We start from the raw sequence: 11,397 nt of genomic DNA, 5'->3' as shown, positions 1-11,397 counted from the left end.
TGAAACGTGATCCAAGGAAGACCCATGCGCGCAGAAATTCAGGGCATTGTTGCCGAAGTCGAAAAGTCACTGGTGCTTTTGGCCCAGCGGATGGATCGAGAGACTGCGCCTCATAGGCTTGAAGAGTTTAACGCCCGGGTGGAAGACCCGACTCTTTGGGACAACCCAGAGAACGCTCAGAAGCTCATGCGCGAGCGGCAGGCGCTTGTTGATGCGATGGAAAGCTATGATACGATTGCTGGCGATCTGTCCGACAACATCGAGTTGATCGAATTGGGCGAAATGGAGGGCGATGCCGAGGTGATAAAAGAGGCTGAAGAGGCTCTGAAATCACTCAAGAAAAAGGCAGCCGAAAAAGAACTTGAAGCGCTGTTGGATGGTGAGGCTGATGCCAATGATACCTTCCTTGAGATCAATTCGGGTGCAGGGGGCACGGAGAGCTGCGATTGGGCTTCAATGCTTGCGCGGATGTATGTGCGTTGGGCCGAGAAGAAGGGCTATAAAGTCGAACTCCAAGCCGAGAGCGCGGGAGAAGAGGCTGGCATAAAATCGGCGACCTATAAGATTTCTGGGCACAATGCCTATGGCTGGCTCAAGTCAGAGAGCGGCGTGCACCGTCTCGTACGGATTAGTCCATTTGATAGCGCCGCCAAGCGCCACACCTCCTTTACATCAGTTGGTGTTTATCCTGTTGTAGATGACAATATCGAAATTGAAGTCAACCCAGCCGATATCCGTATCGACACCTACCGCTCCTCTGGAGCCGGCGGGCAGCACGTAAACACGACTGACTCTGCTGTGCGTATCACCCACGCACCGACAGGTATTGTTGTGACCAGCTCGGAGAAATCCCAACACCAAAACCGCGATATCGCGATGAAAGCGCTCAAATCACGCCTTTACCAAATGGAGCTTGATCGCCGCAACGCTGCTGTGAACGAAATGCATGAGAACAAAGGTGATGCGGGGTGGGGAAACCAAATCCGCTCATACGTTCTGCAGCCCTACCAGATGGTGAAAGATCTGCGCACCAATTTTGAAACCTCCGATACCAAAGGTGTTCTGGACGGTGATCTTGATGGCTTGATGGCCGCGACGCTGGCGATGGATGTTGCTGGTAAGTCTCGTTCAGAAGCTCAGGGCGACTTTTAACCAGAGGTTTGCCCAAGCAGCGCTCGCTGTTGCACTCAGACGTATCATGCCGAACCCAGTACACAGCTTGTCTTGCGCGAGCTTCTAACTGACGTGAAGTGAATGCTTTAGTGCCTTAGAAGCTTTCATCTGATTGTACCTTGCGCTCCGCTTAAACCCGCGCCAGCATAAACTAAGCGCGAGAAGGACACGGCGATGAATGATATCACAAATATGACAGCCCTTGATCAGTCACAGGCCATTGCTGAGGGACAGCTGAGCGCTGCAGAACTGATGGAAGCGACACTTTCTCAGATCGACAGGGTCAACCCCCAGGTCAATGCCATCGTGTCCTTGCGCGATGCCGATGAATTGATGGCTGAGGCTCGCGCGATGGATGAGACACCTCGCAAGGGCTGGCTTCATGGTATCCCAGTGGCCGTGAAAGACCTCGCCAATGCCGAAGGGCTACCCACCTCGATGGGAAACCCGATGTTCGCAAACTCTATTGCGCCCAAAGATGACCTCGTGGTTGCGCGCATGCGTGCTGCCGGCGCTGTTGTTATCGGGAAGACCAATACACCTGAATGGGGCCTTGGCTCACACACGTTCAACCCTGTTCATGGCGCCACCCGTAATCCCTATGATCTGTCTCGGAGCGCAGGCGGCTCTTCTGGCGGGGCTGCAGCGGCGCTTGCCGCGCGGATGCTCTCGGTTGCAGATGGATCTGACATGATGGGTAGCCTGCGCAACCCTGGGGCTTGGAATAACGTGTATGGCTTCCGCCCGACATATGGGCGTATGCCTTCCGAGCCTGTTGGAGACAATTTTTTACACCAGCTTGCAACATTGGGTCCAATGGCGCGAACGCCGCGTGACATGGCGGCGCTCCTTGATACACAAGCTGGTGCTGATCCGCGTCAACCACATGGGGCTTCATACGATTTGACGCTGCCAAGCATCGATGCGCATGTCAAAGGGCGTCGGATTGGCTGGCTTGGCGACTGGGGCGGAGCCTTTCCAATGGAAGCAGGGCTTATGTCTCATTCCGAAGAAGCTATCCCTCAGCTTGAGGCTCTTGGCATCATAGTGGAGCCTGTTGCCCCGCCGTTTTCAGCTGACGCGATCTGGGAGAGTTGGACAACTTTGCGCTCTTGGGCCATCGCAGGAGGGCTGTCTGTTTTTTACAATGATGCCTCCAAGCGCGACCAGCTCAAGCCTGAGGCGATCTGGGAGATCGAACGTGGGCTTTCTTTTTCAGCTATGGACGTACATCGCGCTTCAGTGCTGCGGTCGGACTGGTTTAAGATTTGCTCAACGCTTTTTGAGCATTACGATGCGCTCGTCTTGCCGACGACCCAGCTATATCCGTTCCCTGTTGAGTGGACCTATCCTACCGAGATAGGAGGGCAGGCGATGGACACCTATCATCGTTGGATGCATATCGTGACGCCTGTAGGCCTGATTGGCTTGCCCTGTATCAACATTCCTCTCGAAATGGGAGCAAACGGGCTACCTGCCGGGCTTTCCCTCTTCGGTCCGCGTGATAGCGATGCTGCCCTAATGCAGCTTGGCCAAGCTTGGCACAAAGCTTATCAGTACTCGCTTTCACGCGCGCCACTTTCTTGATCTAGGAGATAAGTGTCTGAAGCGAGATTGCGGGGCTAAAAGCTGACTTAAACAAAAATCTTTGGGATTGTCAGCTTTGCGTCTTATGCTGGATCAACGCAGGCGGGGAGGGCCTTATGATCATCAAAGAACAAGGCGCGCCAGAACTGGGCCAAGTTACATTTTTCGACATAAAAGCGGCCATTTACAAAGGCTGGTATGATATGAGGCGGGCTCCAGCATACGGAGTTATCGTCGCGAGTATATGTGTCGCCTTCGGGTTTCTGCTGGGCTGGATCACTATGGCGACTGGCAAAAGCTATTGGCTTGTATTCGCTGCTGTCGGGTTTCCGCTCTTTGGTCCGTTTACAGCCGTTGCACTGTATGAGGTAAGTCATCGCCTCGACTATGGGCTACCTCTCGTTTTTTCAGAAATATTCGGAGTTGTGCGGCACCAAGCTGCCCGCCAACTGCCTTCCCTTTGTGTGATTATTTTGATGGTTTTCTTATTCTGGTTTTTTATTGCTCACATGATCTTTGCTTTGTTTTTAGGGCTTTCCACAATGACAAATGTGTCGAGCTCGTTGGAGGTTTATTTCACTGCTGATGGCCTGACGATGCTTGCTGTGGGAACCGCGGTGGGAGGGCTTTTTGCACTGCTTTTGTTTATGATTACAGTTTTCGCTATGCCAATGTTGTTGGATCGTGAAGTTGATTTTGTGACCGCTATGATTGCTAGCTTTATTGCGGTTAAAAGTAATTTGGTACTGATGGTGCTTTGGGGCGCATTCATTGCGATTTGCACGTTTGCGGCCATGGTGCCTGCTTTCCTAGGCCTCTATCTGGTCTTGCCTCTTTTTGGCCATGCCAGTTGGCATCTGTACCGTGCATCCGAGGCGCGCGCCTAGCGAAACGGGTGTCCTGCTCTCATCAGGCGGGCATGATAGCCTGGTAATTCCTCTGCTCTGCAAAAACCTGCGGTGCGCGTGATTTTACGAGCTTCTCGCCAGCCACCTTGGATATGTTCGACGACAAAGCGAACCACGCGTTGGCCGGTAATGCTTTCTGTTACAGTTCTGGTGGCATAGCCTTCCCAGAAATTATTGTGAAAAGACGGTACGCGCGCAAGGTAACTGAACGAACATGTCGTCGCGCCACGGCGGGCGGCCAATATGACAAGACCTTGTTCTTGCTTAAGGGTGATACCGCGAAATTCACGATTGTAGGAACTGATTGAAAGGCCTTGATCGTTCATAGCTTCGGGCAACTCGAACCCTCTGACAAAGGCTCGTCCGTCGATGCGAAAAACGTAAAAGGTTCCTACGACGAAACGATTGTCATCAACAAAGCTGGGGCGACTGAAGCGGTAGAACCCACTTGGCAATTCATCCAAGGACACAGGATTAGTTGTTTTCCCAAGGAAATTTCTGACTGCAGGGTGATGGAAAAGATCGTCATGCTCCTCGCTGGCTTTATCGACGGGTTCCAAGAGGATACGCGCATCGACTTCAAAAAAAGTGCATATTTTATGTAAGACATCGGGGCGTGGAAAGCTCTCGGCCGCTAGGTAGCGGTTAAATTGCGTGCGGTTTATGCCGAGCTCTCTGCATAGGCTCGCAACTGAAGGGTAGCGCGCTGTTAGCTTTTTGAGATTGTCGCCGAACACACTTCGCAGCTGAACGGGATCAATAGGGTTTTGGGGCACGCGTGATTTGGACACAAACATCAACTCTTGAGATACTAATACTGTTCGAATCTAATCTTACGCGGGATTGATTTAAATGGTAACAAGAACTGCATCTTTTTCGATGCGATTACGCGTCGTCACTGACGCTAATTAGCGTCAGACATTGCCAAATGAGTCACAATTTTTAAGCGTGCGACACTCATTTCAGAGTTCCACTTCGTGCAATATTTTCTAAAAATTGTGTTAACAGGATGTGTTTTTAAAGATTGGGTTTTTGGATGTATGGCGTTGTTCTTTGGAGTGATCAGGACGAACAAAAAGCTGTGATCTGGTGCGAAGATCATGGCGATCTAGCTTTCTATGGAGGCTGCGCCTCTTCCGTGTTTGATGGTCCTGTTTTGGATGCTGGAGATCTTGTCCATTTTCAAGTTTTGGAGGGCGACACGATGCGCTTGGCGCGCAATCCAGAACTTATTTCTGAACAACACGCTCCAGCTATCGCCGAACGCTTGAAGGCTGCGATTGAACCCGCATCAAAAAAACCGTCACCGTCAATGCTTCCAAGTTCGGAAGCCCTGAAGGTAACGGTTTCAAATGTTGTTCCGTTTCCGATATTACGAACAGCCTAGAACTGCACTTTGCTGCGAGGAGGGTTTAACCCCCGATTTTACCCCGTGCGAGCGCTGCGACACCTGTTCTGGCCACTTCACTTAGGCCAAGCGGGCGCATCAGTTCGCTAAAGGCGTCGATTTTCTCTGGTGTACCTGTAATTTCAAAAACAAAGCTCTCAAGCGTGCTGTCTACGACATTGGCTCGGAAAATGTCGGCCAGCCTCATCGCTTCAACGCGGCGATCTCCGGTGCCTTCAACTTTCAGCAATGCAAGTTCACGCTCAACTGACGCGCCTTCCACCGTTAGGTCATGGACCTCATGCACTGGAACAATCCGCCCCAGTTGCGCTTTGATTTGTTCAATCACTTGAGGCGTACCTGTTGTGACGATGGTGATACGCGAGCGGTGACCTGCGTGATCTATTTCAGCGACGGTCAGGCTTTCGATATTGTAGCCTCGCCCTGAGAACAGACCGATTACGCGCGCCAGCACTCCAGCTTCGTTGTCCACCACAACCGCGAGAGTATGGGTTTCAACGTGATCGCTAAAAGTTGGGCGCAGGTTGTACGCAGAGTGCTTGTTAGAGCCTTTTTTGATTTTGAGAGCAGACATTGTGCTTCCTTCCTTCTCTACACTGTTGGGCGGCTCAAACGAGCACTGCGCCACTTGTGCCGATTGCATCTTTGGTGCTTGATTCACCGAGCAACATCTTGTTGTGAGGCTCTCCCGACGGGATCATCGGGAAGCAGTTTTCGTGCTTCTCAACGAGGCAGTCCAAAATAACAGGACCGTCATAGGCAATCATTTCTTTGATGGCTTCATCCAGATCAGCTGGATCGTCCACACGGATGCCCTTAGCGCCAAAAGCTTCTGCCAACTTAACAAAGTCGGGTAGGGCTTCACTCCAAGAGTGCGAATAGCGCTCACCATGCAGCAATTCTTGCCACTGACGGACCATACCGAGGCGTTCATTGTTGAGAATGAATTGCTTCACGGGCAGGCGGAACTGAATTGCTGTGCCCATTTCTTGCATATTCATCAGCCAGCTTGCTTCACCAGCCACGTTAATTACCAAGCTGTCAGGATGCGCCATTTGGACACCGATTGACGCAGGAAAACCATAACCCATTGTCCCGAGGCCACCTGATGTCATCCAGCGGTTTGGATCTTCAAAGCCAAGGTATTGGGCCGCCCACATTTGGTGTTGGCCAACTTCCGTGCAAATGTAACGGTCATGATCCTTGGTCAGGGCTTCAAGGCGCGCAAGGGCGTGCTGAGGCTTGATGATCGAGCCTTTTTGCTCGAACTTAAGGCAATCAACATTGCGCCAGTTTTCGATCTTTGACCACCATTTCTCAAGTGCAGGGCGGTTGGTTTTGCGGCCGCGCGCTTTCCAAACTTTGAGAACATCTTCAAGCACATGGCCTACATCACCAACAATAGGGATGTCGACACGTATAACCTTGTTGATCGATGACGGATCAATGTCGATATGTGCCTTTTGAGAATTGGGGCTGAAGGCGTCGAGGCGGCCTGTGATGCGGTCGTCAAATCGCGCGCCAATGTTGATCATCAAGTCACAGCCGTGCATTACCATATTGGCTTCATAGAGCCCGTGCATTCCGAGCATGCCGAGCCATTTTTCGCCTGAAGCTGGATAGGCACCGAGGCCCATCAGGGTGGAGGTGATTGGAAAACCCGTGGCTTCCACGAGCTCACGCAAGAGCTGGCTGGCTGCTGGGCCCGAGTTGATAACGCCGCCACCTGTATAGAATACTGGCTTTTCAGCCTTTTCGATTGCGTCAACGAGTTCCTCTATGGATGCCATGTCGCCCTTTACAGGGGGTTGATAGCGGCTCACTTTGACTTTCTGCTTAGGTGTGTAGTCGGCCGAAGCAAATTGAACGTCTTTGGGGATATCAATTAGGACAGGGCCTGGTCGGCCTGACGTAGCAACATGGAACGCCTCGTGGATTGTCGCTGAAAGGGAGGCCGTGTCTTGGACCAACCAATTGTGTTTTGTACAGGGTCGAGTAATGCCAACCGTGTCGGCCTCTTGGAACGCGTCTGTCCCTATCATGAAGGTTGGAACTTGTCCTGTCAGGACAACGATCGGAATTGAGTCAAGTAGGGCGTCCGTCAGTCCGGTTACGGCGTTGGTGGCGCCTGGGCCTGATGTTACGAGAACAACACCTGGTTTGCCTGTCGAGCGGGCGTATCCCTCTGCGGCATGCACAGCGCCTTGTTCGTGGCGCACGAGAACATGACGAATGCCGTTTTGCTGGAACACCTCGTCATAAATGGGAAGCACGGCTCCACCAGGGTAGCCGAAGATAACCTCCACGCCCTGATCTTTCAGGCATTCTACGATCATTTTTGCGCCGGTCATTTGACGTGTCATATACAAGCTCCATTCCAACTTCGTTTTACGCATAAAAAAACCCCCGATTTTCGGGGGCGCATGGGGTTACCGAAGGGTTTCCGTTACCGGCCCATGCGCCTTTTTCTCACGATGACCACTAGCTCTACCATGCTGGGTGCCTTTTTGCTGCGTTTGCGAGACATTAGAAGTGCCGGCTAGGGGCGTCAACCGCCAAAACCTGAATAATCGTACTCTGGAGGCATGTTTTTTGTTCAAAAGTTGCGCTGCGAGGAATAATTTGGACAGAAATTCAAAAAGAGCATCATGATTTTGGGATTCGGCCATAGCAGTTGCGAACTCAATCGCGCGCAATCGGTTGCAAACCCGCGAGGTTTATTGGTGCTTGGGATATCAGCTTTAGGGCTGTCCAGCCGAGCGTCTAGGAAAATGATGAGAAGTGCTCAAAGATCGTGCGGCAGGGCTAAGGCTTGATCCTGTGGGCGGGCAAGTCAGGGAGTGATATGTTTGCCACCTGCTCTGCGATCGGCGCAGTCGACAGTGGGTGCGTTTCGGCTTCATGATGGGCAATGTCGCCAAGCGGTGTCCACTCGTTTTGTTTGTATATCTGAAGCGCAGAAAATTTGGCTTTGTAGTCCATTTTCGGGCTGCCGGGGACCCAATAGCCAAGATAAACATACGGTAGATCGCCTGCACGAGCGATTTCGACATGGTCAAGGATGATGAAGGTCCCAAGAGAGCTACTCTCATACTCAGGGTCAAAAAACGAGTATACCATTGAAAGCCCATCTTGCAGCACGTCCGTTAGGCAGACTGCAACGAGGGCCTTGGTTGTTGTGTCTATGTATTCAATCACACGCGAGCGAATAGGCGTTTCTTCGATCATAGCGGCGAACTCGAACACGTCCATATCGGCCATGCCACCATCTGCATGGCGGCTGTCCAGATAGCGACGGAAGAGATCATATTGCTCTTCTGTGGCCCATGGCGAGGTGACTCTGCGCTCAAGATGCGTGTTCTTTTTTAAGACACGTTTTTGGCTTTTGCTTGGCTTGAAGTCAGCCGCAATAATTCGGGCTGATAAGCAGGCGGCACAATCTGCGCAAGACGGGCGGTACAACACATTCTGAGAGCGGCGAAAACCTTGTTGGGATAATCCATCATTAAGCTGCTGCGCGTTCTCGCCCTGAAGCGATGTGAACAGCTTGCGCTCCATCCGCCCCGCGAGATACGGGCACGGCTGTGGCGCCGTCACGTAGAATTGGGGCGCAAGCGGCAAGGTGTGTCGCATTTACCAATGTCCTGTCTGATTTCGACAAACGATAACAACGAGTTGAAAATTCTCCAACAATTGAATCAGGTTAGCCTTAATTTGCAAGCCAGAGAAAGAAAGAAACAATCAAAGATGATGACCGAAAGTACAAAAGGTGTCTTGGCGATGGTCATAGCCTGCCTGATTTGGGGGTTCTCAGCTCTATATTACAAGGTCTTGGCGCATATTCCACCTATTGAAATTTTAGCACATCGGACAATCTGGTCGTTTGTTCTCTTTGCTATTCTCTTGTTGGCGCAAGGGCGCTTGTCGGTATTGTTTACGCTTCTGTCGACCCGTAACGGCGTCCTTGTGGTTGGATTAGCGGCGATCATGATTTCCACAAATTGGTTCGCCTTTATTTTCTCGATACAGGCTGGCTATGCGGTCGAGGCGGCTATGGGGTATTATATTTTCCCGTTGGTTGCCGTGCTTCTGGGACGTCTCGTTTTTGGAGAGAAATTACAATCTACGCAGTGGGCCGCTGTCGGGTTGGCCGCACTGGGAGTTGTTACGCTTACTTATGGTTTAGGAGTTGCACCGTGGATTTCGCTTTTGGTGGCGGGGAGTTTTGGGATTTATGGCGTTTTAAAAAAGCGCCTGTCAGTGGGGCCAGTTGTCTCCGTTACGGGAGAGGTGGCACTCTTGTTCCCGATCGCGTTAGGGGTTCTCGCTTTTGTTCATTCAAAAGGTGAGGGGCATTTTGGAACCGCAGCTTGGGAAAATGGGATGCTTATTTTTTCAGGTGTGCTGACAGCGGCTCCGCTGATGCTGTTTTCATATGCGACACATCGCAACAGGCTTTCTACGGTCGGGTTGTTGCAATACATCAACCCGACTGCGCAATTTTTTTGTGCGGTGGTGATTTTTGGGGAGCCCTTTGGACTGTGGCATGGGATTGCCTTTGGCCTGATATGGCTCGCCCTAACACTATATTCTGCTTCCAGCCTTCTTCAGGACAGAGCGCCGCGTAGGTAGTCGGTGGTTTCATCGACGCTGGTGCAGACCGTAAAGAGAGTTTTTAGGCTTGGGTCGGCAAAGCCTTCAGCAATGATATGATCCATCAGGGCGATCAGTGGGGTCCAATAGTTCTCGACATTCAGCAGTACGATCGGCTTTGAATGAAGTTCAAGTTGCGCCCAGGTTAAGACTTCAAAGAACTCATCAAGCGATCCCGCGCCGCCTGGTAGGACAATGATTGCTTGAGCATTCATGAACATAACTTTCTTACGCTCATGCATGTTTTCGGTGACGATGAATTCTGTGAGATCAACTTTGCCGACCTCTTTCTTTAACAAATGAGTTGGGATCACGCCGAATGTTTCGCCACCAGCAGTTTGCGCGCTGCGGGCCACGGCGCCCATTAAGCCAATGTCTCCAGCCCCATAAACGAGGCGCCAGCCCTCGTTAGCCAAGGCTGCTCCAAGAGCTGTCGCTGCCGTTTTATAAGTTGCCTTCTCACCTTCGCGTGAGCCGCAATAGACACAGATTGATCGTTTCGTCATGGTGCTCCAACACTTTTGATGAGTTGTTTTGACCCTTCATAACCATCTTGCTATGCTCTCTCAACCCGCGCGAGACGCGGTTGGAAATATTGGGGAACTCCATGAGCAAACTAACGGGTTTCTTTGCGAGTAATGGGTCTGTGTTGGCTTTATCGGGCGCGGCTGTTTTGGTTTTGGCCGGCGTCGGAATGTATTTGAAAGATGGCTCTTTGGACGAAGCATCCAGCCAAGTGGCAGAGCCAACCGCGGCACAAGACGTGTCCGTTTCGCTTTCTGAAGAGAAGGCAAACGTTTCAACTTCGAGTGAACCTGCGCCCAAATTCGATGTCGCACGGGTTGAACCGAATGGACAAACACTCATTGCTGGCACTGCTTTGCCGGGGGAGTTGGTTGAAGTCTTGCTTGATGGGAATGTCGTCGTGACGGTCCAAGCCGGTGCGTCAGGGGAGTTTGTGGCGTTTGCTGATTTGCCTGCCAGTCAAGACGCGCGTGTCTTGAGCTTACGCGGAACTTCCGGTGGTCAAGAGAGCCTCAACACAATTATCGTAGCGCCACTACAAGCAGGTAATCAGATTGCAGAAAACGCGGAAACAACGAGTGAGGCAGCGGCGCTTACCCAGTCAAATACAGTGATTTTGGCGGACGCTGACGGAGTTACAATCCTTCAGCCCGCCGCTCCGATTGTCATGAGCCAAGTCGCGCTTGATGCTATTAGTTACTCTGAAAGTGGGGAAGTCCAGCTTTCAGGCCGTGCCTCCAATGATAGTTATGTCCGCGTCTACCTCGATAACCGTCCTGTGACGACAGAGCGTATTGAGACGAATGGCTTGTGGCGATCTGAATTGCCCAATGTCGACTCTGGAATATACACATTGCGGGTCGATGAGGTCGACGAGGATGGACTCGTGAAAAGCCGTGTTGAGACCCCCTTCAAGCGCGAAGTCCCCGAAAAAGTGACTTCAGAGGCTGGTGTGGCGCTTGTTACCGTCCAACCTGGAGCAACGCTTTGGGCGATTGCGCGTGACAGGTATGGCGAAGGGCAGCTGTATCTACAGCTTTATGAGGCCAATAAAGATCAAATCCGTGATCCAGACTTGATTTATCCTGGGCAAGTCTTTGATCTTCCTGACTGAGCACGGCTGGCAATCGGCCTGAAAGGGGA

General features: G+C 51.7%; 10 protein-coding genes and 1 pseudogene. 6 read left to right on the top strand and 5 right to left on the bottom strand.

Annotated elements, in window-relative coordinates:
- Nucleotides 1-24: 24 nt before the first annotated feature.
- The 3 genes and pseudogenes from prfB (at nucleotide 25) to DSM117340_RS08780 (ending at nucleotide 3,647) form a co-directional block, all read left to right on the top strand.
- Complete coding sequence (prfB, locus tag DSM117340_RS08790) at nucleotides 25-1,152, top strand: peptide chain release factor 2 (RefSeq protein ID WP_089890300.1); 1,128 nt, start codon at nucleotides 25-27, stop codon at nucleotides 1,150-1,152.
- Between the two features lie 192 nt (nucleotides 1,153-1,344).
- A pseudogene (locus DSM117340_RS08785) lies at nucleotides 1,345-2,760 on the top strand (amidase); the annotation flags it as partial.
- Nucleotides 2,761-2,876: 116 nt separating this feature from the next.
- The gene (locus tag DSM117340_RS08780; protein ID WP_089890305.1) at nucleotides 2,877-3,647 is read left to right on the top strand and encodes a DUF2189 domain-containing protein; all 771 of its coding nucleotides are present in this window, start codon (nucleotides 2,877-2,879) and stop codon (nucleotides 3,645-3,647) included.
- On the opposite strand, the gene DSM117340_RS08775 is transcribed toward DSM117340_RS08780, so the two are convergent.
- Nucleotides 3,644-4,459, bottom strand: a complete 816-nt coding sequence (locus tag DSM117340_RS08775) for a helix-turn-helix transcriptional regulator (RefSeq protein ID WP_245724410.1) — start codon at nucleotides 4,457-4,459, stop codon at nucleotides 3,644-3,646. The two genes, DSM117340_RS08780 and DSM117340_RS08775, sit on opposite strands and share 4 nt — an antisense overlap.
- A 245-nt stretch (nucleotides 4,460-4,704) precedes the next feature.
- On the opposite strand from DSM117340_RS08775, the gene DSM117340_RS08770 reads away from it, so the two are divergent.
- Nucleotides 4,705-5,055: a hypothetical protein gene (locus DSM117340_RS08770; protein WP_089890310.1), complete on the top strand. Its 351-nt coding sequence runs from the start codon at nucleotides 4,705-4,707 to the stop codon at nucleotides 5,053-5,055.
- A 25-nt stretch (nucleotides 5,056-5,080) separates the two neighbouring features.
- Here the strand turns inward: DSM117340_RS08770 and ilvN are convergent, their stop codons facing one another.
- The 3 genes from ilvN to DSM117340_RS08755 form a co-directional block, all read right to left on the bottom strand.
- Nucleotides 5,081-5,650, bottom strand: a complete 570-nt coding sequence (gene ilvN, locus DSM117340_RS08765) for an acetolactate synthase small subunit (RefSeq protein ID WP_089890313.1) — start codon at nucleotides 5,648-5,650, stop codon at nucleotides 5,081-5,083.
- Between the two features lie 34 nt (nucleotides 5,651-5,684).
- Nucleotides 5,685-7,439, bottom strand: a complete 1,755-nt coding sequence (locus tag DSM117340_RS08760; RefSeq protein WP_354689576.1) for an acetolactate synthase 3 large subunit — start codon at nucleotides 7,437-7,439, stop codon at nucleotides 5,685-5,687.
- A 442-nt stretch (nucleotides 7,440-7,881) separates the two neighbouring features.
- Nucleotides 7,882-8,709: an arginyltransferase gene (locus DSM117340_RS08755; protein WP_089890319.1), complete on the bottom strand. Its 828-nt coding sequence runs from the start codon at nucleotides 8,707-8,709 to the stop codon at nucleotides 7,882-7,884.
- A gap of 6 nt (nucleotides 8,710-8,715) precedes the next feature.
- On the opposite strand from DSM117340_RS08755, the gene rarD reads away from it, so the two are divergent.
- Nucleotides 8,716-9,708, top strand: a complete 993-nt coding sequence (gene rarD, locus DSM117340_RS08750) for an EamA family transporter RarD (RefSeq protein WP_333908500.1) — start codon at nucleotides 8,716-8,718, stop codon at nucleotides 9,706-9,708.
- On the opposite strand, the gene DSM117340_RS08745 is transcribed toward rarD, so the two are convergent.
- Nucleotides 9,684-10,235, bottom strand: coding sequence for a TIGR00730 family Rossman fold protein (locus tag DSM117340_RS08745; RefSeq protein WP_089890322.1), 552 nt, complete (start codon nucleotides 10,233-10,235; stop codon nucleotides 9,684-9,686). The genes rarD and DSM117340_RS08745 overlap by 25 nt on opposite strands.
- Before the next feature lie 101 nt (nucleotides 10,236-10,336).
- Here DSM117340_RS08745 and DSM117340_RS08740 point away from each other — a divergent pair, with 101 nt between their 5' ends.
- Complete coding sequence (locus tag DSM117340_RS08740; RefSeq protein ID WP_089890325.1) at nucleotides 10,337-11,368, top strand: LysM peptidoglycan-binding domain-containing protein; 1,032 nt, start codon at nucleotides 10,337-10,339, stop codon at nucleotides 11,366-11,368.
- Nucleotides 11,369-11,397: the final 29 nt, after the last annotated feature.

The sequence above is a fragment of the Lentibacter algarum genome (assembly GCF_040580765.1).
GTDB classification, from domain to species: Bacteria; Pseudomonadota; Alphaproteobacteria; order Rhodobacterales; family Rhodobacteraceae; genus Lentibacter; species Lentibacter algarum.
This window is presented reverse-complemented; position numbering and strand designations above follow the sequence as displayed.

What these genes read in the sequence shown, in the direction of transcription:
- DSM117340_RS08770 (WP_089890310.1), top strand. Translation starts at nt 4,705, where the DNA reads ATGTATGGCGTTGTTCTTTGGAGTGATCAGGACGAACAAAAAGCTGTG.
- DSM117340_RS08740 (WP_089890325.1), top strand. Translation starts at nt 10,337, where the DNA reads ATGAGCAAACTAACGGGTTTCTTTGCGAGTAATGGGTCTGTGTTGGCT.
- DSM117340_RS08780 (WP_089890305.1), top strand. Translation starts at nt 2,877, where the DNA reads ATGATCATCAAAGAACAAGGCGCGCCAGAACTGGGCCAAGTTACATTT.
- DSM117340_RS08760 (WP_354689576.1), bottom strand. Translation starts at nt 7,439, where the DNA reads ATGACACGTCAAATGACCGGCGCAAAAATGATCGTAGAATGCCTGAAA.
- prfB (WP_089890300.1), top strand. Translation starts at nt 25, where the DNA reads ATGCGCGCAGAAATTCAGGGCATTGTTGCCGAAGTCGAAAAGTCACTG.
- DSM117340_RS08755 (WP_089890319.1), bottom strand. Translation starts at nt 8,709, where the DNA reads ATGCGACACACCTTGCCGCTTGCGCCCCAATTCTACGTGACGGCGCCA.
- rarD (WP_333908500.1), top strand. Translation starts at nt 8,716, where the DNA reads ATGTCCTGTCTGATTTCGACAAACGATAACAACGAGTTGAAAATTCTC.
- ilvN (WP_089890313.1), bottom strand. Translation starts at nt 5,650, where the DNA reads ATGTCTGCTCTCAAAATCAAAAAAGGCTCTAACAAGCACTCTGCGTAC.
- DSM117340_RS08745 (WP_089890322.1), bottom strand. Translation starts at nt 10,235, where the DNA reads ATGACGAAACGATCAATCTGTGTCTATTGCGGCTCACGCGAAGGTGAG.